Consider the following 25358-nt stretch of genomic DNA (forward strand, 5'->3'; position numbering starts at 1 on the left):
TCTGCGAAATCTGGCCGACGCTGACCCATGGCGCCACGCTGGTGATCGTGCCCGAGGACACGCTGCGCGATCCGTGGCTGCTGTCGGACCTGCTCGCAAGGCATCAGGTGGATACGGTCTATCTGCCTATGGGCTATCTGGATGCCATTGCCAAATCCGGGTTCGACTGGCCTGCGTCACTGCGGCATGTGCTGGCGGGGGGCGACCGGATGAAGGGCTATCTGCTGCCCCGCGATCCAGGCCTGCCCCTGACCAATGTCTATGGCCCATCGGAAACCCAGACCGTCTCCACCGCCTTCACCCTGGGGCCCGACCATCAGGGGCCGGTGCCGATTGGCCGCCCGCTGCCCAACACCCGCGTCTATGTGCTGGATGCGATGCTGAACCCACTGCCCCTTGGCGCTGTGGGCGAAATCTGCATCGCGGGCCAAGGCGTGGGCGAAGGTTATCTGGGCCGCCCCGGCCTGACGGCAGACCGCTTCCGCCCCGATCCCTTCGGCCCACCCGGATCGCGCATGTATTGCAGCGGCGACATGGGGCGCTTCCTGCCCGACGGCAATCTGGATTTTGTCGGAAGACAGGATGGCCAGCTGAAGATCCGCGGCTTTCGTGTCGAACTGGCCGAGGTGGAGCGTGCCCTGCTGGATCAGGACTGTCTGGCCGAGGCCGTGGTGATCGCCGAGTCGGACCCGAAGGCAGGCCAGCGGCTGCTGGCCTATGTCGTGCCGCGCCCCGGCATGGGCGCGACACACAGCCATTGGCAATCCACCTTCGAACAGATCTATGCCCATGAGGATGCCACGGGCGAGAGCCCCGCTGAGTTCGACATCACCGGCTGGACCGACAGCTATTCCGGGGCCCCGATCCCCGCGCCAGAAATGGCCGAATGGCTGGAGGAAACCATCGCCCGCATCGCGGCACTTGCCCCCGGACGGGTGCTGGAGGTGGGTTGCGGCACAGGCATGATCCTGCATCGCATTGCCCCCATGGTGCAAAGCTACGCAGCCACTGACCTGTCGCAAATCGTGCTGGAACGGCTGAGCCGCAGCCTCGGCCCCGGCGCCCGCCATGTCGATCTGTACCATTGCCCCGCCGATGACTGGACACGTCTTGCCGGGCGCCGCTTTGATACCGTGATCCTGAACTCGGTCGCGCAGTATTTCCCGTCGCTCGATTATCTGGAGCAATGGCTGGCGGCGGCGGTGGCGCATGTCGATAGCGGCACGATTTTCCTCGGCGATATCCGGAACCTCACGCTGGCCGAGCCCTTTGCCCTGTCGGTGATTGACCACGGTGCCGATGCGGATGCCACCCTGGCCGGGCTGCGCGGGCAAGTGGCGCGACATCTGGCGATGGAGCCGGAATTGCTGGTCGATCCGGCCTGGTTCTTTGCCATGGCCGCGCAAGATCCGCGCATCACCGGCCTGCGTGTGCGGCCCAAACTGGGCCGGGCAGTGAATGAACTGACCCGGTTCCGCTATGATGTGGAACTGACGATCGGTCGTCCCGCGCCTGAGCGCAGCCCCGAAACCTGGCGGCCCTTCACCGATCTGAAGGACCTGGAGACACAACTGGCGCAAGGGGCCGCGCGTGTCGCCTTGCGCGACATTCCCGATCAGCGCTTGGCACCAATGCAGGCACTGCTGCAGGCGTTGCGCAGCCTGCCTGACTCCGCAACGCGGTCGCAACTTCATGCCCATGCCGCCGGCCTGTCCTTCGGGGTCGATCTGCACGACCTGATGGACCTTGCTGCGCGGCATGGCTGCCAGATTGATTTCTGCCTTGGCGGATCGGGGCTCAATGCCGTGCTGTGGCGCAACGGGGCGCCGCCCGACTGGACCAGCCTGTACCGGCAGGCGCCACGCCCGGCGGCGCGCCATGGCAATCTGCCCTATCAGCCCGAACGCAATACGGCATTGGTCGAACAACTGACCGAAGCGCTGGCCACCCGTCTGCCCGCCTATATGCTGCCCTGGCACATCACTGTGATGGCGCGTTTGCCGTTGACGTCGAACGGGAAGGTTGATCGTCGTGGTTTGCCATTTGTGGAGCGTGGAGTTGAGGGGTCTGGCGATGAGTTGTTGGGGGTAGCGGCGGGGGTTGCCGGGATCTGGGGCGAGGTGTTGGGTCTGGCGCCGGGGTCATTGGGCGGGGAGGCCAATTTCTTTGCCCTGGGCGGGCATTCGCTGCTGGCGACCCAGGTGATTTCGCGCATTCGGGCCGGGTTTGGCGTCGAATTGCCTTTGCGGGCGCTGTTTGAACACCCGACCTTGCGCGCCCTGGCGGCGGAGGTCGAGGCGCTGATGACCTCGGGCGAGGCGGTTCTGCCCGCGCCGCAGGCCCTGCGCCACCCGCCGGGCACGGCGCTGCCCCTGTCTTTTGCCCAGCAGCGGCTGTGGTTCCTTGACCAGCTTTCCCCCGGCGATCCGGCCTACAGCCTGCCCATCGCCCTGCGGCTGGAGGGCGCACTGGACCCTGCCGCCCTGGCTGCCGCGCTGACATGGATCGTGGCGCGCCATGCCGTGTTGCGCAGCCGTTTTGTGCTGCAGGCCGGGGCGCCGGTGCAGGTGGCGCTGCCGCCCGGCCCGGTCGATCTGCCGGTCATCGACCTTTCGGCCCTGCCCGAACCGGCGCGCGACACGGCGCTGATGCAGGCGGTGCAGGACGAGGCCGCGACGCCCTTCGACCTGACCTCGGGCGCCCCCTTGCGGACGCGGCTGATCCGGCTGGGCCCGGATCACCATGTGGTCGCCCTGAACATGCATCACATCGTGTCGGACGGCTGGTCGATGGGGGTTCTGCTGCGCGAGATGGCCGCCGCCTATACCGCCTTTGCCACCGGCACCGCGCCCGATCTGCCCGATCTGCCGCTGGATTATGCCGATTACGCAGTCTGGCAGCGCGACTGGCTGCAAGGCCCGGTGCAGGCGCGGCAACTGGCCTATTGGCAGCGCCATCTGCAGGGTCTGCCAGGCCTTCTGGCGCTGCCCACCGACCATCCGCGCCCGCCGGTGCAAAGCCATCGCGGGGCCGCCCTGACCCTGCAGCTGGAGGCCCCTCTGGTGCAGGCCCTGCAAGATCTGGGACGCAGTGCCAATGCGACCCTGCATATGGTGTTGACCGGCGTACTGGCCGTGCTGCTGTCGCGCTGGAGCGGGCAGGACGATCTGGCCATCGGCACCCCGGTCGCCGGGCGCCGCCATGCCGCGCTGGAGGGGTTGATCGGCTTTTTCGTGAACACACTGGTGATGCGCTGCCAGGTCGATCCGGCGGCCGATTTCGCCACCCTGCTGGCCCGGCTGCGCGACGAGGCGCTGGCCGGTCAGGCGCATCAGGATCTGCCCTTCGAACAGCTGGTCGAGGCGCTGGCCCCGGCCCGTGATCTCAGCCATGCGCCGCTGTTCCAGGTGATGCTGGCGCTGCAGAACGCGCCCTTGGGCGAAATGGGCTTTGGCGGGCTGCGCCTGGCACCGATGGGCTTCGAGACGCGTCATGCCAAGTTCGACATCACGCTGAGCCTGCAGGAAGACCCGACCGGCACCGAAGGCGTCCGCCCGCTGATCGGCACGCTGGAATATGCCGCCGATCTGTTCGAACCCGCAACCATGGCGCGTTTTGCCGAACAGTTCCTGCATCTGGCCCGCGCCGTGGCGGGCGGGGCCGCCGGGCCGGTGGCGGCGCTGCCGCTGATGGATGCCGAGAGCCGCGCCCGCAAGGTCCAGGCCTGGGCGGCCCGACCGGCCCCCGAAGGCACCCGGCAGGGCGCCACCCTGGCCGCGCTGTTCGAGGCGACGGTGGCCCGCAGCCCCGACCGCATCGCCCTGCGTCATGAAGGGCACAGCATCAGCTATGACGCGTTGAACCGCCGCGCCAACCGCCTGGCCCATCGCCTGATCGCCCAGGGCGCCGGGCCAGACCAGATCATCGGCATCTGCACCGAACGCAGCCCCGAGATGATCGTGGCCATCCTCGCCATCCTCAAGGCCGGCGCGGCCTATCTGACGCTCGACCCCGACCACCCGGATGACCGCATCCGCTACATGATCACAGACGCCAAACCCCGCGCCGTGATCACAACCCGAAACCTCATCCCCCGCCTGCAAAACCTCGGGATACCAGACCACCAGATCCTCATCCCGGACGCAAAAACGACCGGCGCAAACACAGATACAAACCCAGAACAAAAGACAAACCCAGACACTCTCGCCTACGTCATCTATACCTCAGGCTCAACTGGCAAACCTAAGGGAACAATGGTCGCGCAATCGGCTGTTCTGCGGCTGTTTGACACCACACAACCCGGCTTTGCCTTCGGGCCCGAAGATGTCTGGACGCTGTTCCATTCCTATGCCTTCGATTTTTCGGTCTGGGAGATTTTTGGTGCCCTGCTGCATGGCGGGGCGCTGGTCATCGTGCCCTGGCTGACCTCGCGCGATCCCGAAGCCTTTCACCGGCTGCTTCTGGAAGAGGGCGTGACGGTACTGAATCAGACGCCCTCGGCCTTTGCCCAACTGGCTGCACATCGGCTGGCACAGCCGGAAGCGGGAAAACTGGCCCTGAAATGGGTGATATTCGGCGGCGAGGCGCTGAATCCCGCCGGCCTGACGCCGTGGTTCGAGGCGCATGGCGATCAGATGCCGCAACTGGTGAATATGTATGGCATCACCGAAACCACAGTGCATGTGACCTGGCAGCGGCTGCACCACCCGCTTCAGGCCATCGGCAGCATCGGCCAGCCCATCCCCGACCTTCAGGTGCGCCTGCTCGATGCGGCGATGGAGCCGTTGCCGATCGGCGTTCCGGGCGAAATGTTCGTGGCCGGGCCGGGGCTGGCGCGCGGCTATCTGAACCGGCCCGCTCTGACGGCAGAACGCTTCGTGCCTGATCCTTATGGCCCGCCCGGCACGCGGCTTTATCGCAGCGGCGATCTGGCACGCGAATTGGCGGATGGGCGGCTGGATTATCAGGGCCGGGCCGATCAGCAGGTCAAGATCCGCGGTTTCCGCATCGAAACCGGCGAGATCGAAGCCGCCTTGACCGCCCTGCCCTTGGTGCGGGCCGCCGTTGTGCTGGCCCGCGATGGGCGATTGGTGGCGTGGCATTGTTCGCCCCTGTCTGAGGCCGAACTGCGGGCGGCGCTGGCGACCCGCCTGCCCGATTACATGGTGCCTGCCGGATTTGTCGCGCTGGAGGCGCTGCCGCTGACGGCGAATGGCAAGGTGGATCGCGCCGCCCTCCCCGAACCCCAGGCCGCCGCGATGCCGGATCATGTGGCGCCGCGCACCCCGCGTGAGGCCGCCCTCTCCGCGCTCTGGTCCGAAGTTCTGGGGCGTGACCGCATTGGCATCCATGACAATTTCTTTGCGTCAGGGGGGGATTCCATGCGCGCGGTCACCCTGTCGGCGCGGGCGCGGGAACAGGGGATCAGCCTCAGTCTGGCCAGCCTGTTCCGCCATCAGACCATCGCGGCGCTGGTGCAGGCCGATGAGGGCGAGACCGCTGCCCTCCCCCAGCCGCCCCTGTCGGAAGGGGACCGCGCCCAGATGCCGGAAGGGGCAGAGGCCCTGTGGCCGATGACACGGTTGCAACTTGGCATGGCCTTCCATGCCGAGGCCGACAGCGCGGCGGCGGTGTATCACGATGTGTTCAGTTTCCGTCTGCGCTTGCCTTGGGATGAGGCGAGTTTCCGACAGGCTCTGGCGCTGATCGTGGCACGCCACCCGATCCTGCGCACGCGGTTCGACCTGATGCGTTTCAGCCGCCCCATGCAGGTGGTGCAGCGCAGCGCCGAAGTACCACTGCAGATCACCGATCTGTCCACCCTGCCTGCGCCGGTGCAACGCGCCCTGCTGGCCGAAGCGATCGCGGCCGAGAAGGCGCGGCCCATCCCGCTGGACTTGGCGCCGCTGGTACGAGTGGCGGTGCATCTGCTGGGGCCGGAAGAGTTGGAGATCACTCTGGGCCTGCATCATGCCATTCTGGATGGCTGGAGCGTGGCGAGCCTTCAGGTGGAATTGCTGTCGGTCTGGGCGCAGTTGCGCCGGGGAGAACAGGTTGCCCTGCCGCCCCTGGCATCGGATTTCGCAGCCAGCATCGCGGCCGAAATGCAGGCGGTGGCCGCCCCTGCGCAACGCGCCTTCTGGGCCGACAGGCTCGCAGGGCAAAGCCCGCTGGTCCTGCCACCGCCGCGCCAGACCGATGCGCCCTTTGCACCGATCTCCATCACCGTGGATCACGGGTTGCAGATGCGGCTGCGCTCTTTGGCCGACCGGCTGGGCCTGCCGCTGCGCAGCCTGTTGCTGGCGGTGCATATGCAGATGCTGGCGCAATGGGCTGCGACGCGGGATGTGACGACCGGACTTGTCAGCCATATGCGCACCGAAGCACCCGATGCCGAAAAGGTTCTGGGCTTGTTTCTGAACACTCTGCCGCTGCGGATGCATCTGGTGCCGGAAAGCTGGCAAACGATGATCCGCCGCCTGTTCGCCTCTGAGCTGGAGCTGATGCGCCACCGGTTTTACCCGCTGGCGCAGATCGTCGAAGATCGTGGCCACTTGCCGCTGTTTGACGTGATCTTCAACTTCATCGACTTCCATGTCCTGTCGCTGGTGGCACCCGGCGAGAGCGGCGTTCAGGATGTCACCAGCTTTGAGGCCACCAATTTTGCGCTTGTGGTCAATGCCATCGCGCAGGGCGGCCAGTTGGTAATGAACTTTGCCGCCGATCCGCGACGGATGGACGCCGATACGGTACGGCGGATGGCCGATACCTATCTGCGCGGCCTGCAGCATCTGGCCGACGACCCCGAGGCCTTGGCCAATATGGCCTTGTTGCCCGAAGATCAGGCGCGTTTGCGTGCCTGGAATGAGACATCCCGCCCCGATCTCGACCCGGGCGAAACACTGACCGCGCGGATCGAAGCCTGTGTGGCGGCGCATCCCGAGGCGATTGCGATCGAATGTGCCGACGAAACCCTCAGCTTCGCCGCGCTCAATGCAAAGGCCAACCGGCTGGCGCATCACCTGCGCGGGTTGGGGGCCGGGGTGGATCGGGTCGTGGGCCTGTGCACCAACCGCTCGGTCGAGATGATCGTGGCGATCCTGGCCATTCTGAAGGCGGGCAGCGCCTGGTTGCCGCTGCCACCCGATGCCCCTGCCGAGCGTTTGGCGATGATGATCGAGGATGCACAGCCCGTGCTGACCCTGATCGGTCCGGGTGCTGAGGGGATTGACCTGCCGGGTGAAGTTCTGTCGCTGGCCGCCCCGATCAGCGGCCCGGACAGCAACCCCGCAGCGCAAGCGGGCGCCGAGGCGCTGGCCTATGTGCTGTTCACGTCCGGCTCCACCGGGCGACCCAAGGGCGTGGGTGTGGCGCATCGGGCCATCGTGAACCGGTTGCTCTGGATGGCCGAGGCTTACGACATCGGCCCCGCCGATACCGTGGCGCAAAAGACCCCCTACGGCTTTGACGTCTCGGTATGGGAACTGATCCTGCCGCTGATGACCGGCGCGCGCATGGTGATCGCCCGGCCCGGCGGCCATCTGGACCCTGCCTATATGGCAGACCTGATCCGCAGCCGTGCCATCACCGTGGCGCATTTCGTACCACCGATGCTGGATGTGTTCCTGGCCGTGACCAACCCCGCCGACAGTGCCAGCCTGCGCGCGGTGATCTGTTCTGGCCAGGCGCTGACCCGCGCCACGCAAGACCGCTTTCATGCAGCCCTGCCGGGCTGCGGGTTGCACAATCTCTATGGCCCGACCGAGGCGGCAGTGGATGTGACCGCCTTCACCTGTCGGCCAGAGGACAGCGGCCAGACCGTGCCCATCGGACGCGCCATTGCCAATGTGCAGATGCATGTGCTGGACGAGGCGCTGAACCCGCTGCCGCCGGGCGTGGCCGGGCATCTGTTCATCGGCGGCATTGCGTTGGCGCGCGGCTATGTGAACCGGCCCGACCTCACAGCCGCCAGCTTCGTGCCTGATCCGTTCGGCCCGCCGGGATCGCGGCTGTATCGCACCGGCGATCTGGCACGGTTCCTGCCCGATGGGACGATAGATTATCTGGGCCGGGCCGATGATCAGGTGAAGATCCGCGGCATGCGCGTCGAACTGGGCGAGGTGGAGGCGGCCCTTCTGGCCAATGGCGCGGCCGAAGCGGTGGTCATGGCGCGCCCCGATCCGGCGGGCGAAGCGATGCTGGTGGCCTGGCTGACCGGCTGGGATGGCGACGCGATCGCCTTGCGCGCGCGGCTGGCCCGTCGCCTGCCCGATCAGATGATCCCGGCGCATCTGGTTGCGCTGCCTGCCCTGCCGCTGAATGCCAATGGCAAGGTGGACCGCCGCGCCCTGCCCGATCCCACACCGCCCGACACGCCTTTCCTGCCACCGCGCACCGAAACAGAACGCATGTTGGCGCGGATATGGGCGGATCTGCTGCAGGTGGATCAGGTCGGTCGCGACGTATCGTTCTTCGCGCTTGGCGGCCATTCCCTCAATGTGTTGCGGATGCTGGCCCGGGTGCAAAGGGACTGCGGGGTGGTGATCTCGTTGCGCACCTTCCTGGCGGCACCCGATATCGCCAGCCTTGCACAGGCGGTGGAGGGCATCCGCGACAGCCTTACCCCGGACCTTGACTTGTCAGAAACAGAAATGATCCTGCTATGAGCCTCGCCGATCTTCTGCATGATGCCCGTACAAACGGGGTGCATCTCTCGCTCCGCGAGGGGCGCTTGGCGGTACAGGCCAAGGGCGGCGTGCCGCCTGACCTGCTGGTACGGATCAAGGGGCAACGGGACGCGCTGGTGGACTGGCTGGCACGGTTGGCCGAAGATGCAGGCCAGCAGCACGACGCGATCCTGCCCCAAACCACGCCCGATGACAGCCCGGAGCCCCTGTCCTATTCGCAAAGCCGGCTTTGGGTCATCGACCGAATGGAGAATGCCGCCGGGCTTTACAACGTGCCCTTCATGCTGCGTCTGACCGGACCACTGGATATCGCGGCGCTGGAGCGGGCCCTGGCCCGGCTGTTGGACCGGCACGCCGTCTTGCGCACCGTGTTTGACGAAGGCCCCGCCGGTGTCACGCAGCGGACCGTGACCGACTACGCCTTTGCCCTGCCGGTCTGGCAGATGTCAGGGTCTGAGCTGGCGGCGCTGACCGAGGCCGAGGCGCAGCGCCCCTTTGACCTGACCCGCGATCTGATGCTGCGGGCGGTGTTGGTCCGTCTGGCGCCAGAGGATCACCGCCTGCTGCTGACGCTGCACCACATCGCGACGGATGGCTGGTCGAATTCCGTATTGCTTGAGGAATTGATCGCTCTGTATCACGGGGCGACGCTACCGCCGCCCGCGCTGCAATTCACCGATTATGCCCGCTGGCAGCGCCGGATGCTGGCCAGCCGCGGCCCGGCGCTGGCCGATTGGTGGCGCAGCACCCTGCACGGCGCCCCGGATCTGCACGACCTGCCTTGCGATTACCCGCGCCCGCCCGTGCTCAGCGGGTCAGGGGCGCAACTGGCCGACCATGTGCCGTCAGTGCTGGCCGCCGCGCTGCGCAATCTGGCACGGGCGCAAGGTGTGTCGCTGTTCACGCTGCTTCTGGCCGCCTGGGCCGCCTTTCTGCACCGCCAGACCGGCAGCGAGGATATGGTGATCGGCACACCAGTTGCAGGGCGCGAACGGGACGAATTGAAATCGATGGTCGGATTTCTGGTCAACACCCTGCCGCTGCGCCTGCGCCCGTTGCCGGATCAACGCTTTGTCGATTTCCTGGCCCATGCTAGCAGTCAGATCTCAGACGCGCTGGCACATCAGGATCTGCCTTTCGAAATGATCGTGGAGCAGGTGAACCCTCCGCGCAGCCTGTCACATGCGCCGCTGGTGCAACTGGCCTTTACCCTGGTGCAGACGCCGACGCAGACTGATGCCACACCGCGCCCGGGGCCTGTGCGCTTCGAGGTGACCGAAACCGCCATGGCCAGCACAAAGTTCGAACTGTCGCTGGGTCTGGTGGACAATGGCACCGAAATGGCTCTGGGCTGGACCTATGCCACAGACCTGTTCGCCCCCGCCACCATCGCGCGGTACAATCGCGCCTTCCTGTCGGTGCTGGAGGGGATTGCCGCTGCGCCGGACACCCCGCTGACCGACCTGCCGCTCGTCTCGGCCACCGAACGGGACCAGCTTCTGGCGCTTGGCACGGGGCCGATCCGCGATGACGGGCCAAACCCGCCCGAGCCACATGCGCTGGTGGCACATTTTGCCGACACGACGCCGGATGCGGTGGCGGTCATCTGGCATGGGCTAGAACTGACCTATGCCGCGCTGAATGGGCGGGTCAACCGGCTGGCACACCATCTGCGCGCCCTGGGTGTTCAGGCAGGTGATGCGGTGGCCGTGGCCACCGGGCGCAATGCCGCGATGATCGAAGCGATCCTGGCGGTGAACCGGGCCGGTGCCGCTTTCGTGCAGATGCCGACGGATGTCCCGCTGGACCGCGTGACGGGCATCTTGCAAGACAGCAACAGCCGCCTGTTGCTGACCCTGTCGGATCGCGCCGATCTGCTGGCCCTGCCCGGTGCGCTGGCGCTGGACATGGATGCAGCCTGGCGCGATCTGCCCGCCACCACGCCAGAACCCTGGATCAACCCGATCAGCTATATCGTCTATACCTCTGGCACGACCGGGGCGCCCAAAGGCGCGTTGAACACGCATCTGGGCCTGCTGAACATGTGCCGCTGGCAGGCTGGTGATTTTGGCATGGACGCGCGGTGCAGCCAGACCGTCGCTGCCAATCCGGCCTTTGATGCGATCATGTGGGAAATCTGGCCCGCGCTGAGTGTCGGGGGCCGGTTGATCCTGCTGGACGCAGAAGATCTGACCGATGTCACTGCCCTGCAGGCGGCGCTGGATCATCACCAGCCCAGCCATTTCTGGCTTCCCACCGGATTGATGGAGGCGATGTGCGGCGCGGGCCTGCGGCTGCCGACCTCGGTCCGGTCGGTCTCGACAGGGGGGGACAGGCTGCAAGGCTATTGCCTGCCCGAAGGATGCGGTCTGCCGCTGGCCAATATCTATGGCCCTTCCGAAGCCGCCGTGATCACGGTGTGTGCGGTCTTGCAACCCCATGAAACCGCAACTGCCCCCATCGGGCGCCCGGTGCCCAATACCTGCGTCTATATTCTGGACGAACGCGGGCGGCTCTTGCCGGAAGGGGCCGTGGGTGAACTGTGCCTCTCGGGCCCCTTTCTGGGCCCCGGCTATCTGGGCCGCCCCGATCTGACCGCGCAAAAATACGTGCCCAACCCCTTCGCCAAGCCGGGGCATGAGGTGCTGTATCGCACGGGCGATCTGGCGCGCTGGCGCCCGGACGGCCGGCTGGAATGCCTGGGTCGCACCGATTTTCAGGTGAAGATCCGCGGCTATCGGATCGAACCGCAGGAAATCTCGGCGGTGTTGCTGGCACAGCCCGGCATTCAGGCCGCCTTCGTGGAGGCGATCGATCACGGCAGCCGACGTCTGGTCGCGTTTGTGGTGGCGGAACCCGGGCAGGATACTGTCCTGATGGAACCTGCGCTGAAAGCCGCTCTGGCCCTGCGGCTGCCCAGCTACATGATGCCGCACCGCTATGTCTGGCTGGACGCCCTGCCGCTGACCGATCGTGGCAAGATCGACCGCCGTGCGCTGGTGGCGCTGGCACCGGCACCGGGCCGACAGGTCAACACCGCCAGCCCGCGCGACGATCTGGAACTGAAGCTCTACAACATCTGGTCCTCGGTCCTGCTGCATCCCAATATCGGCCTGCGCGACAATTTCTTCGATATTGGCGGTACCTCGCTTTCTGCCATCAAGATCGTGCATCGCATCAATGCGGAACTGGGCACCGCGCTGGCCGTGACCGAAATCATCGCCCATCCCACGATCGAGGCTTTGGGGGCCGTGTTGCGGGCTGGCCGTGAACGACAGCGGCCGCAGAACCCGATCTGCTTCCGCAAGGGCGCGGGCGCGGTGAATGTCGTCTGCATCCATCCGGGCGGCGGCACGGCCTTTGCCTATCTGTCGCTGGCCAAGGAACTGCCTGCGGATCATGGCGTCTGGGGCATCCAGTCAGTCGGGATCTATCCTGGGGACGACATGCTGCCCGATATCGGTGCCATGGCCGATCACTATATCGGGCTGATCGACGATCTGCTGGACCGGCCCATGGTGATCACCGGCGCCTCATTCGGCGGGATGGTCGCCTATGAAATGGTGCGCCGCCTGCATCTTGCCGGACATGACACGGCAACGGCGGTGATGCTGGATGCACTCGGCTCCGACGATCCGGCGATCACCGGGAACGAGACCCTTTCGGATGCTGCCGAATTCCGCGCCAAACTGATCACCTATAACGGCATGTTCCCCGGCATCGACGACGCCCAGATCGACCAGTATCACCGCATCTACAATCACAACACGCTTGCGTCACGCCGCTGGAACTTTCGCCGCAGCGAGGGGCGCGTGATCCTGATTCAGGCGATCCGGGGCCGTAGCCGCCCGCAACTGCGCTTTTTGCGCTTTTTCTGGCAGATGCGGGCCAAAGGGCCGTTCCTGTTCAAATGCACGGCGGGCGACCATTCGACCATGCTGGAAGGCGATGACGTGCGCCGCATCGCGCGGATCATCGCCAGGGTCTTGGCGGGGCAGCTGATGCCCGGCAGGAGGAAATGATGACAAACTTGTTGGCCCATTTTGCAGCGCAGGTCGCCCGGACCCCGGATCATATCGCCATCGACAGCACGCCTGAGGGTTGCCTGACCTATCGCCAACTGGATGCGGCCAGCGACGCGCAGGCCCGCGCATTGGTGGCGCAAGGTTTGCGTCCCGGCATGGTGGTGGGCCTGCGGATGCAACGATCGGCGGCGCTGGTTGTGGCCATTCTGGCGGTGTTGAAGGCGCAGGCGCAGTATTTTCCGCTCGGGGTAGCGCAACCGTCAGAACGGCTGGCCAACCTGCTGGCACGGTCGGGCGCGCGCCTTGTCCTTTCCGATCCCGGCCTTCCTGCCTTGCCGCCCGGTCCCTGGGCCGACCTGGAGAAGATGCAAGACGCGCCAGAAGTGACGCTTCCGGCTGCCGACCCGCAGAAACCGGCCTGCCTTTTTCATACATCTGGAACCACCGGTACACCCAAACTGATGCAGATCGGGCAGGCTGGCATCCTGCGTATGGCGCTGGCCCCGGATTATGTGCCAATCACCGCACAAGACCGGATCGCCCTTCTGGCCAACCCGGCCTTTGATGCGCTGAATTTCGAAATCTGGGGCGCATTGCTGAACGGCGCCACGCTGGTGCCCTTTGATCAGCAGGCCGGGCTGGACCCCGATCTTCTGACCGAACGTCTGCGGGACCGGCAGGTGACCGGCGCCTTTTTCACAACCAGCCTGTTTCACCTTCTGGCCGATCTGCGCCCCCACAGTCTGCTTGCGCTGAATTGGGCCGTTCTGGGTGGCGAGGCGGCCAGCGCCACCCATCTGCACCGCCTGTTTTCCGTACGGCGCGACAGTCCGCTGGTGTTGGTCAACGGCTATGGACCCACCGAATGCACCACTTTCGCCGTGACACATCGGATGCTTGCGGCCGATTGGGCAGGCCCCGATCACCCTACCACCGTGCCCATCGGCAAACCGCTGCGCGACACGCCGGTTCTGGTGGTGGACCCCGACACGATGCAACCCGTCGCGCCAGGGGTATGGGGCGAGTTGCTGATCGGCGGTAGCGGTCTGGCCAATGGATATCTGGACCAACCTTCGGAAACGGACGCGAAATTCATCCATCTGGATGGCCAGCGTTATTATCGCAGCGGCGATCTGGCGCGCTGGCATGAAGGCGTCCTGCACTGTGGCGGGCGGCTGGACCAGCAGGTGAAGGTGCGCGGTCACCGGGTGGAACTGACCGAGATCGAGGCCCGCCTTCTGGCGCATCCCCAGATCGCCCAGGCGGCGGTGGCGCTGCAGGCCGGGCGCCTCTGTGCCTTTCTGGTGGCCGAACCCGGTCTGAACCCCGGCGATCTGCGGCGCGATCTGGCGACCAGCCTGCCCGATTACATGGTGCCGCAAAACTTTACCTTCCTGCCCCGCCTGCCGCTGACCGCCAATGGCAAGCTCGACCGCAGCGCGCTGACCGCCGGTGCTGCCCGCCCCTGGGAAGGCGAGATTCCCCCCGGCCAGAGCCTGTTGCAGCTGGGGGGCGACTCGCTCACCGCCGCGCGGCTGGCCGCCGAGTGGCGCGGACAGGGGCTTCACGTCAGCCTGACCGATCTGCTTTCAGCAACGCCGCTGGCCGAACTGCATCGCAACGCACAGACCCGACGCCAAACTGCCGCGCATCCCATCCTGCCGCCAGCGCAACAGACCTATCCCGCCGCTTCGGAACAGCGGCGGCTTTGGCTGGCCCAGCAGATGCAGCCCGACTCAACCGCCTATTCCATCCCGCTGCGCTTTGACTTCGACGCGCCGCCCGATCCGGCCGCGCTGCGTTCCGCGCTGATGGCACTGTTTGCCCGCCATGCCGTATTGCGCGCCCGCTTTGCCGAGGTGGAGGGCACATTGCAGGTGCAGATCACCCCACCCCGTCCGCTGGAGCTGGAACAGCCTGACAGCGAGGATACCTTCTTTGCCCGCGCCTTCGATCTGGATTCCGGCTGTCTGTTGCGCGCCGGCATGATCGGGTCGCGGCTTTTGCTGCTGGTGCATCATATCGTGGTGGATGGTGCTGCGCTGAACATCCTGCTGCAGGATCTGGCCGCGCTCTATCGTGGACAGGATCTGCCGCCCGCACCGGATTATTCCGGCTATCCGCTGATACAGGCCACAGAGTTTGCCAGCCCGGGATACCAGGCACGGCGGCAGGACCGGCTGGACAGCCTGGGCATCGCGCCCGATCGGACCAGCCCGGCCCTGCATCTGCCTGCGCCAATGTCGGGGCGGCTGCGCCATTTTCTGCTGCCCCCCGCAGTGCAGACCGGATTGCAGGATCTGGCAAGATCGCGCGGGCAATCGCTGTTCTCCCTGCTGCTCGCCGTCTATGCCTTGACGCTGACACGCGCGGGTCATGGGCGGCGCCTGTCGATCGGCCTGCCGGTCGGATTGCGTCCACCGGGGCACGAGGCGGTGGTGGGCATGTTCGTCAACACCCAGATCTGCCGTCTGGATCTGGATCCGACCCTCAGCCCCGACGATCTGCTGACCCATGTCGATGCCGAGGTGCAGGCGATGCGCCGCGCGCATGATGTGGCCTATGATGATCTGGTGGCCGATCTGCGGGCGACGGGCCAGCATGGCGCACCGTTCGAAACGATGTTCGTGCTGGAAAACACCGACTATCACCTGCCCGGCCTGCCTGCGCGTTTTGTGCCCCCCACGCAGGTGGACCCGCGCTTTCCGCTGACCCTCTTCGCCACCGTCACCGAAACGGGCCTGTCTTGCCAGATCGAACATGATCTGGCCCTGTTCGATCCGGCGATGGTGGACAGGATCGAAACCCTGTTCAGCCAGACCGCCCGTGCCTTTGCCAATGGCCTGCAGGATCTGTCGGGGCTGGAGCATCCGCTCGGCCTGATGGCACGGATCGGCCGCGCCATCGCGCAATGGCCTGACGCACCTGCGGTGATCTCGGGCGCGGATCAGCTCAGCTTTGCAGCGCTGGATGCCCAATCGGCCGCGCTGGCTTCCGCCTTGCAGCAACAGGGCGCACAGCCGGGCGACCGCATCGGCCTGTCGCTGCGGCCCGGCGTCTCACTTCTGGTGGGGCTGCTGGCCATCCTGCGGCTGGGTGCTGCCTATGTCCCGCTGGATCCCGATTACCCGCCCGCCCGGCGCAATTTCATGGTGCAGGATGCCGGGCTGCGGCTGGTGATCGCGACCGAGGCCGAAGACCTGCCCCCCGGGTTGCGTGTGGTGCCGCCCCTGGGCCATCACGGCCAGATGCCCTGGCCCACTGATGCACCCGAGGCCATGGCCTATGTGATCTATACTTCCGGGTCCACCGGCCAGCCCAAAGGGGTCTGCGTCAATCACAGATCACTGGCCAATTACATCGACCATGTTGCCACCTGCTATTTCGACCCCTTGCCCTTGCAGGGGGCGGTTGTCAGCACCTCGCTGAACTTTGACGCTACCGTGACCAGCCTGCTTGGCCCCTTGTGCCAGGGTTTGCCCGCGATCATTCTTCCCGGGGCCGATCTGCTGGCGCTGACCGATCTGGCCCTTGGCCCCGACCCTTTGCTGTTCAAACTGACGCCCTCGCACCTGGTGGCCTTCCTGTCTTATGCGGGGGGGCGCAGCAGCGCGGCGGCGCATCTTCTGGTGGTCGGGGGGGAACAACTGCCCAGCCATCTGGCGCATTCTGTGCTGGCCGTGCTGCCCAACGCACAGATCGTGAATGAATATGGCCCGACCGAGGCCACCGTTGGCTGCATCACCGCCTGGGCCAGCCGCACAACCGGCGTGCCCGATTGGCGCGGCGCCATGGTCATCGGGCGCCCGATGCAGGGGGCAGACATCCGCCTGCTGCATCCCGATGGGCGCGAGGCCGCACCGGGCGAAGAGGCCGAGATTGTCATTCAGGGCGTCTGCGTCACCCAGGGTTATCTGAACCGCCCCGACCTGACCGCCAGCCGCTTTGCCCCGCTGAACGGCCAACCCTGCTATCGTACCGGCGACCGCGCCCTGCGCCTGCCCGACGGCGACATGGCCTATCTCGGGCGCTTTGACGATCAGGTCAAACTGAACGGGTTCCGTATCGAACCGGGCGAGGTGGAGGTAGCGCTCTGCGCCCTGCCCGGCGTGCAGGCGGCAGCCGTGGCGCTGCATGAGGGGCAGCTTCTGGCCTTTTATACCGGCACGCCCCTGACCCCCGATCTGCATCAGCGGCTGGCCGATGCCCTGCCCGCCCATATGCGCCCTGCGCGTCTGATCGCGGTTCCTGCGATGCCGCTGACCCCGAACGGCAAGCTGGACAAACCCGCACTGATTGCGGGCCTTTCCGTCCCGAACCAGCCCACATCGCCCATCCCTGCCCTGCCTGCCACCGACACCCTTCAGCGGCTGTCCGGCTTGTTTGCGCAGGTTCTCGGGCATGCGCCGGAGCCGGATCTGCATTTCTTCGATGCCGGTGCAGGATCGCTTGCGCTGATGAAGGTCCATGCCCTGGCACGGCAGGATCTGGCCCCCGATCTGGCATTGGTGGAATTCTTCCGCCATCCGACTTTGGCGCAACTGGCCCGGCATATCGACAGCCTGCATCCTGCACCGCAGGCGCCTTCGCACCTGTCACCGCCCTCTGGCGACAGGTCGGGCGACATCGCGATTGTCGGCATGGCCGCAGGCCTGCCGGGTGCCGATGATCTGGCCGATTTGTGGCAGATGATCCGTGAAGGCCGCTCGGCCATTCGCCTAGGCGAGTCGAAAGGGCCAGGCCATGTGAATGCGGTCTCCTCGCTGGCGCGGCCTCTGGCCTTCGATGCCGATCATTTCCGCATTCCCCCGCGCGAAGCGGGCCTGATGGACCCGCAGCAACGGCATTTGCTGATGGGGGCGGTTCAGGCACTGGATCATGCCGGGCTGGATGCCGCGGCCTTGCGCATCGGCCTGATCGTCGGCAGCAGCGAAAATACCTATCATCAGACGCTGTTGCGCAATGGCGCAGAGGATATCTCTGCCTATGCTCTGGCCCTGCTGCAGGAAAAGGACTTTCTGGCCAGCCGCATCGCGCATCTTCTGGATCTGCGCGGCCCGGCACTGACAGTGCAGACCGCCTGTTCGTCCTCGCTGGTGGCTGTGCATCAGGCCTGTCAGGCCCTGCGCGCGGGCGAGGCCGAGGCGATGCTGGCGGGTGGCTGCAACATCTCGCTCACAACGCTGGATGGCTATCAGCATCAGCCCGGACATATCTTTTCCGCCGACGGCCATTGTGCGCCGTTTTCGGCGGCGGCCAATGGCACAGTGCCTGCCAATGGCTGGGGTCTTGTGGTGTTGCGCCCGCTGTCGGCCGCCCTTGCGGCAGGCGACCGGGTTCTGGCGGTCATCAAAGGATCGGCCATCAACAATGACGGCAGCAACAAGGTGGGGTTCACGGCCCCCTCTGCCACGGCGCAGACCGAGGTAATCCGCGCCGCCATGGCGCAGGCGGGCATCGGCGCCGAAGGGCTGGGCTATGTCGAGACGCATGGAACAGCCACTGCGCTTGGGGACCCGATCGAGGTCGAGGCGCTTGCCCAGGCCTATGGGCCGGGGCCACAGGGCGCTATCGCCATCGGCTCGATCAAAAGCCAGATCGGCCATATGGGCGCAGGGGCCGGAGTGGCGGGGCTTATCCGGGTGGTGCTGGCACTGCTGCATCGGACGCTGCCACCCACGCTGGGTTTTGCCGCGCCCCACCCCGCCATCGACTTTGCCCGCCTGCCTTTGCGCGTGCAGGGCGCTGCGGCGCCCTGGCCACAGGATCGACCCTATGCAGGGGTATCCAGCTTCGGCATGGGGGGCACCAATGCGCATCTGGTGCTGGCGCCGGCACCGGATGCCCCGCCCCTTCCGCCAGCGGGCAGCCAGGTCTTTGTGTTGCACGGCCGCACAGCTGCGCTGGTGCAGATGCAGGCACGTTCCCTTGCACAACGGCTGGAACACGGGGCCAGCCTGCCCGCGCTTGCTGCTGCCTGCTTGCGCGGGGCGCGGGACAGTGCCTTCCGCGCTGCGATCTGCTGCACCAGCGCCGAGGAGGCCATCGCCCTGCTGCATGCCGTTCAGCCCGTCAGTCCCGACTTGCGGGATGGACCAAGCCCACAGGGCACCCGGGCCGTGGCCGAGGCATGGCTGGCCGGGCTTCCCGCCAGCCGCTTGCCACGCAGTCAGGTGCCTGCGGCCTGGGATCTCCCCCCACGCCCGTTTGATCTGACGGATCATCTGCACCCGGCGGCCCTGCCGGGGGCCGCGCCAACGCCCGATTTGCGCCGTCTGCCCTGGGATGACTGGTTCCGCGCTCCTGTCTGGCAGCGCGTCGCGATCCCTGCCGCCTGCATGTCAGAGGCCGGGCTGGTGCTGGATCTGCAGCCCGATTGGCCGGACACCCTTCTGCCCCTCCTGCGCGACAAGGGCGCCGCAATGGCCCGGGCAGGCCGAACCCTTACCCTTCGCGCCCAACCCGATGCCGACGGGCAGTTGCCGCCCGATCTGGCCATGATTTCCGGTTTCCTGCGCGCGGTGGCCGCAGAACTGCCGGGGCTGACCGTGCGGTTGGTTGCGGCGGATCCGGGGGCCGCCTTGCCCGATCTGCCTGGCACCGGTTTTGCGCATTACATGCTGCGGCGGGGCAAGCTCTGGCTGGCGGGCAGCAGCACAGTCGCGCCCGCCGCCGAAAGCGGGCTGACGATCCGCCCCGGCTGCTACCTGATCACCGGTGGCAGCGGCGGTATCGCGCAATCGCTGGCGCGCTGCCTGCTGCAAACTCCCGGCACCGAGGTCATTCTGGCCTCGCGCAGCGGACGGGCCATTCCCGGCACCACGGGCCTTTCGCTCGACATCACGGATACCGCAGCGGTGGCAGCCTTTGCGCGTGGCCGAAACGGTCAACCGCTGGCAGGGGTGATCCATGCCGCAGGCCTGCCGGGCGGGGGCGTCGTGCAAGTGATGCAGCCCAAGGCCCTGGCCGCGACCCTTGCCCCTAAACGCGCCGGGGCCAAGGCGATCCTGCGCCATCTGGCCCCCCTGACCGAGGATTTCATCCTGCTCTGTTCCTCGCTTTCGGCGGTGGTGGGCGTGGCGGGCCAGGCGGATTATGCTGCCGCGAATGCCTGGCTTGACGCATGCGCCGAAATGGGAAGCGAAGATTGGCCATCACCCCAGGGCCCGCGCCTGCTGTCGGTCAACTGGCCTGCCTGGCGCGGTATCGGCATGTCGGCCCGGCTGGCGCAGGGCAGCGGCAAGATGACCGATCTGGCCCGCGCGCTGGAGGATGGTGCGCTGTCCGAGGCCGAGGGCTGGCAGGTGTTTCAGCACGCATTGCGGCTGGGATTGCCGCGCCTGATCGTCTCGCCCTTGCCGCTGGCCAGCCTGAACCCGGCCCCGCCCGCCGCATCGTCAGAGGATACCTCTGACATTGCAGGGGTCTTTGCCCGCTTCCTTGGGTTGGATGACATCGACCCGGACGCATCGTTCTACGATCTGGGCGGCGATTCCCTGCTGGGCCTCGACGTGCTGGAAGCTCTGTCCAGACAGGGATATGACCTGCCCGCCAGCCTGCTGTCGGGGCGGTTTTCCGTAAACGACGCCAAGGCTGCGCTGGCCGCCCCTGCACCCGCACAAGGCCCGCTGACCCTGCGTGACGGGGCCGGCCCGCCGATGGTGCTGATCCACCCGATCGGCGGTGATGTCGTCTCTTATCGCGCGCTGGCGGCGCAAGTCGCACCGGGCCGCCCGGTTCTGGCCATCGAGGATGCGGCTCTCGCCGATCCCGCTGCGCCGGATCTGGATATCGACAGCCGCGCCCGCGCCTATCTGCAACTGGTTGAAGGGCGGTTTTCGCTGGCAGGCTGGTCCTTTGGGGGGCTGGTGGCCTATGCCATGGCCCGCATCGCCCCGGACCGCGTGCTGGACCTGACATTGATCGACCCGCCCGCCCCCCTGACAGTTGGCCCGATCAACGCAGGACAAGCCGAGGCTGACTTTCTGGCCGAGATCACCCATCGCAAGCATCTGGGGTTGCTACCCGAGGACACGCTTGCCGCCAATCCCTATCTGGCCCGGCTGTCACGTGCCTTTTCGCGCAACAGTCAGGCGATGGCACGCTGGCAACCCCGGCCCCTGCCCGCTGCGGCCCCGCCCACCTGCCTGATCCTTGCCGAAGGTCAGGGCACGGTGGCGCAGCGCCGCACCGATTGGCTGCATCTGATGCCGAAGGCCTCTGTCGTCTGCCTGCCGGGGGATCACTTCTCGATCCTGCAAACACCGCACCTGACAGCTCTGACCGATGCGATCAACAGCCTGCACCCGATGCTGGAAGGGACCAGATGAGCGACATCACCGACCTGTTCAACGCCAGCCACCAGATGGACGCCGCCGAGATTGATCGGATCAACCGTGATTTCTACGGCAGGTTCAATTACCCTTGGTTGCCCATGGTGCTGCCGCAGATCGGCGATCCGGGCTTTGTGCCGCGTTTCATCGCGCAGGAAGTGGGGGATTTCAGCGGCCGACGCATCCCGCCAGATGGCCGGATCTGGGTTGCGGGATGTGGCACCAATCAGGCGGTGCTGACCGCGCTGCGCTTTCCCGGCGCGCAGGTTCTGGGCACCGATGTCTCGACCCGCTCCCTGCAGGTGGCGCGCGACACCGCCGATCAACTGGGCCTTGCCAACCTGACACTGGAGGAGGCCAGCTTGAATGATCCCCTGCACGAAGCCTGCTTTGATCATGTGATCTGCACGGGCGTCATTCATCACAATGCCGACCCGGAACGCCCGCTGGCCACACTGGCCCGCGCGCTGAAACCTGCTGGGGTGATGGAGCTGATGGTGTATAATTACTATCATCGCCAGCACACCACAGCCTATCAGAAAGCCATTCGCCTGCTGTCAGGCGCACGCGGCCACCAGGGCCTGCTGGAGGCCGAGCTGGCGATGACGCGCGACCTGATCGCCGATGGCCGCCTGCCCGGCAGCATGGCGGGTTTTCTGGCGGCGCAACGTGACCTGCCTGAACCAGCAGTGGCGGATTCCCTGCTGCAACCCGTCGAATACAGCTATACCGTGCAAAGCCTTGCCGCGATGTGCGACCGCGCCGGTTTGCAGATCCTGCAACCTTGCGTGAACCAGTTCGACAAGCTGTCGGGCCAGTTCAACTGGGACCCGCCACTGCCCGAAGGCCCGGTCCGTCAGGCTTTTGATGCGTTGGAGGATCTGCCGCGCTGGCAGGTGGCCAATCTGCTGATGCAGGACGCCTCTCCGATGCTGTGGTTCTATGTCCAGCAGAAAGGCGCCCGGCGCAGCCGGGCCGAAATTGATGCGACCTTTCTGGAACAGCGCTTCCGTCCGGCGACGACCCCCCTGCGCAACTTCGTGCTGGGTGCCGATCAGCGCTATGCCGACAGTGGCCGCGCGGGCCAATGGCCGGTGCCAGCCCTGCCCGCCGATCCGCTGGCGCGTGCGGTTCATGCCGCCTGCGACGGCACCACACCGATGGGCACCATCCTTGACCGGCTCTCTCCGGCACCGGATCGCAGCCCGGCAACGGTGACCCGGTTGCGGCAGATGTTGACGACACCCGCCTTCCCCTATCTGGTGGCGGCATGACCCTGTTTCCGCTGTTGACCGAAAACCCGTTTGGCCTGTCTGGATTGTTCTGGCGTGAAGGGCAGTTCCAGCCCGGCCCGCTGATGGGCGCTGTGGCAGAGCTGCTGCATCTGGGGGATCCGCTTGGTCCGGCCCGCGCCACCCTTCCCGACGTGCTGCGCAATGCCGTGCCCAAACGCCAACGCGAGTTTCTTGCCGGGCGGATCTGCGCCGCGCTGGCGCTGCGGGCAGCGGGCCTGCCCGAACGGTTGGGTCAGCAAGACCGCGCGCCGGTCTGGCCTGCCGGGGCCGCAGGGTCGATCAGCCATAGCGACAGCCGCGTCGTTGCCGCCGTCAGCCGCGACCATGCCGCCCTTGGTGTCGATTGCGAAATCATCATGCCCGACGATCAGGCCCGCGCCCTAGCACCGATGATCCTGACCCCGGGCGAAGCTGCCTTGCGCCCCGGTACCCTTGATTTTGCCGCCTTCCTTACCCTGATCTTTTCGGCCAAGGAGGCGCTCTACAAGGCCATCTCGGCCCGGCAGTCCAGGGTGCTGGAGTTTCACGATGTGCTGTTGACGGGCATTGCCGGGGATCGGCTGCATCTGGCGCAAGGCGCGCAGGATTATCAGGCCCGTTTCCGCCTGGACAGGACCGAGGTCCTGACGCTGGTTCTGGTGTCGGCATGATCGCGTTGATGGCCCATCTGTTCCGCGCCGCGCCGTTTCAGGCCGCTTTGGCGGTGCTGCTCGGGCTGGCCAGCGGCGGGGCGGCGGCGGCCATGGCCGTGCTGATCAGCCGCGCCCTGCAGGCAGACCTGCGCAGCCCAACCCTTGCCTTGTGGTTTTTCGGGGCTGCCGCCGCGCAGATGGTGCTGCGCATCCTGTCCGAAACCCGGCTGATCGCCCTGACCCAGAAGGTGGTGCTGGATCTGCGCCTGTCGCTGGGGCAGCGCTTGCTGGCCACGCCGCAATTGCGGCTGCAACAGATCGGGCGGCAGCCTCTGCTCACCATCCTGACCCGCGACATCGATGCCTTTGCCGGAGCGGTGCAGCTGATCCCGCTGATCCTTGGGAATGTGCTGCTGACCCTGGGCTGCTTTGCCTATCTGGCCCAGCAGGATATGGGGATATTTCTCTGGGTTCTAGCCAGTCTGCTGCTGGGCGCCACTGGCTTTCATCTTGCCGAACGCGGGCCACTGCACCGTCTGGCCCGACTGCGTGGCCATATCGACGACCTGTATATCCATCAGCGCGCGCTGATCGAGGGCAGCAAGGAATTGCAGTTGAACCACCGCCGCGGGGTGCAGTTCCTGGACCGCATCCTTGGCCCGGCGGCCAGTTCCGTGGCGCGCGAATATGTGGGTGCCATGTCATCTTATGTCTGGGTCACCAATATCGGCAACAGCCTGTTTTATCTGGTGATCGGGCTGGTGCTGTTCGGTCCCACCGGCCTGTCCGGGGCGGAATTGCTGTCGGTGGTGCTGATCCTGCTCTATCTGGTGCGCCCGGTGGCCGAGATCCTGATCTGCCTGCCGCCATTGCGGCAATCTGCCATAGCCCTGGGCCGTATCTCGCAACTGGCTGACGATCTGCCCGAAGGCACCCAACCGGCACCCGAGCCGATGCAGCCCCGGGTGATCACGCTGCAAGGCGTGACGCACAGCTACCGCTCTGATGCCGAAGATGGCGTCTTTACGCTTGGGCCCGTGGATCTGACGGTCCGGCGCGGCGAAATCCTGTTCCTGCTGGGCGGCAATGGCAGCGGCAAGACCACGCTGGCCATGCTGCTGTGCGGGCTCTACGCCCCCGATCAGGGATCGATCCTTGTCGATGGTGTGCCGCTGGCCGATGCCGCCCGCCCGGCCTATCGCCAGGCCTTCTCCGCCGTCTTTTCGGATTTCCACCTGTTTGCGCATTTGCCCGGCAGCGATGATCCGGGGATGCGGCAGCGCGCCACCGATTTCCTGCACCGTTTTCAGATGGCGCATAAGGTGCGGGTGGAAAACGGCTGTCTTTCGACCACCGATCTTTCCACCGGGCAACGCAAGCGGCTGGCGCTGGTGGCGGCCTATCTGGAAGATCGCCCCTTCTATCTGTTCGATGAATGGGCTGCCGATCAGGACCCGGCCTTCAAGGCGGTGTTCTACAATGACCTGCTGCCTGAACTGCGCGCACGCGGCAAGGGCGTCATCGTCATCTCGCATGATGATGCCTATTTCGGGGTGGCGGACCGGGTGGTCAAACTGGCCGATGGTCAGGTGACAGGAGGTGCAGCATGACCTCGCCCTGGTTGATCCGCGTGCCGAAACCTGGTGCCCGCACCCGATTGTATGCCTTCCCCTATGCGGGCGGCAATGCGGCTGCCTTTCTGCCGTGGTCGGCCCGGCTGGGGTCCGGGGTGGAGCTGTCCGTCATCAGCCTGCCGGGGCGCGGCCCGCGCCGGTTGGAGCCACCGCTGCGCGACATGCGCCAGGCCGCCCTGCAGATTGCGGCGGCGATCTCGGCCGACGGAGCGAGCGATTTCGCGTTTTTCGGCCATTCCATGGGTGCCGTGCTGGCACTGGAAGTGGCACGGATCTGCACCCTGATGCATCTGCGCCTGCCCCGGCTCATGGTCGCTTCGGGCTGCCGTTGGCCCGGCGCGCTGGACCGCGAGCCGCTGCATGATCTGCCGACCCCCGCTTTTCTGGACCGGCTGCGCGACTTGGGCGGGACACCCGAAGATGTGCTGGCCCATGACGAACTGATGCAGATCGTGTTGCCCGCCTTGCGTGCCGATTTTGCCATGCTGCACGATTATGTCTATCGCCCGGGTCTGGCGCTGAAACCGGCGCTGCATGTCTTTGCCGGGCAACAGGACAGCCGTGTCAGCGCCGATGATCTGACGGGCTGGCAACAGGAAAGCGCGGCTTTCGGACAGGTCCACTGGTTCGAGGGCGGGCATTTCTTCCTGCATCAGCACGAAACGGCGGTGCTGGCCACACTTTCGGGCCTTCTGGCCGGAACGCAGCCCGCCCCTACCCTATCCGATCACACTTGCAACTGAGAGGCATGC

General features: G+C 66.2%; 7 protein-coding genes (1 of these 7 running past the window's edge). All 7 read left to right on the forward strand.

Annotated features, from left to right (window positions below; all coding sequences use genetic code 11):
* Tightly spaced (each overlapping or abutting the next), the 7 genes in view from V6590_RS17650 to V6590_RS17680 form a layout consistent with a single transcriptional unit that may run on beyond the window.
* Nucleotides 1-8666: the 3' portion of a non-ribosomal peptide synthetase gene (locus V6590_RS17650; protein WP_335425006.1), read on the forward strand. The gene continues 5230 nt to the left of window position 1, outside the view; only the last 8666 of its 13896 coding nucleotides appear in the window; its start codon lies beyond the left edge, outside the window; it ends in the stop codon at nt 8664-8666.
* On the forward strand, nt 8663-12709 hold the full coding sequence (locus V6590_RS17655) for a non-ribosomal peptide synthetase (RefSeq protein ID WP_335425007.1): 4047 nt from the start codon (nt 8663-8665) through the stop codon (nt 12707-12709). Before V6590_RS17650 ends, V6590_RS17655 begins: the two co-directional genes overlap by 4 nt.
* Entirely contained in the window at nt 12709-21042 is an 8334-nt protein-coding gene (locus V6590_RS17660) for an amino acid adenylation domain-containing protein (protein ID WP_335425008.1), read from the forward strand. Before V6590_RS17655 ends, V6590_RS17660 begins: the two co-directional genes overlap by 1 nt.
* Nucleotides 21039-22319 carry a class I SAM-dependent methyltransferase gene (locus V6590_RS17665; RefSeq protein WP_335425009.1) on the forward strand — a complete coding sequence of 427 codons (1281 nt, stop codon included), beginning with the start codon at nt 21039-21041 and terminating at the stop codon, nt 22317-22319. Before V6590_RS17660 ends, V6590_RS17665 begins: the two co-directional genes overlap by 4 nt.
* Nucleotides 22316-22990 (forward strand): 4'-phosphopantetheinyl transferase family protein, encoded by a 675-nt coding sequence (locus tag V6590_RS17670; RefSeq protein WP_335425010.1) that lies wholly within the window; start codon nt 22316-22318, stop codon nt 22988-22990. Before V6590_RS17665 ends, V6590_RS17670 begins: the two co-directional genes overlap by 4 nt.
* The gene (locus V6590_RS17675) at nt 22987-24582 is read left to right on the forward strand and encodes a cyclic peptide export ABC transporter (RefSeq protein WP_335425011.1); all 1596 of its coding nucleotides are present in this window, start codon (nt 22987-22989) and stop codon (nt 24580-24582) included. The genes V6590_RS17670 and V6590_RS17675 overlap by 4 nt, the downstream gene beginning before the upstream one ends.
* Nucleotides 24579-25349, forward strand: coding sequence for a thioesterase II family protein (locus V6590_RS17680; RefSeq protein WP_335425012.1), 771 nt, complete (start codon nt 24579-24581; stop codon nt 25347-25349). The genes V6590_RS17675 and V6590_RS17680 overlap by 4 nt, the downstream gene beginning before the upstream one ends.
* Nucleotides 25350-25358 lie beyond the last annotated feature (9 nt).

The sequence above is a fragment of the Gemmobacter denitrificans genome, from assembly GCF_036964905.1.
Classification (GTDB): domain Bacteria; phylum Pseudomonadota; class Alphaproteobacteria; order Rhodobacterales; family Rhodobacteraceae; genus Gemmobacter; species Gemmobacter denitrificans.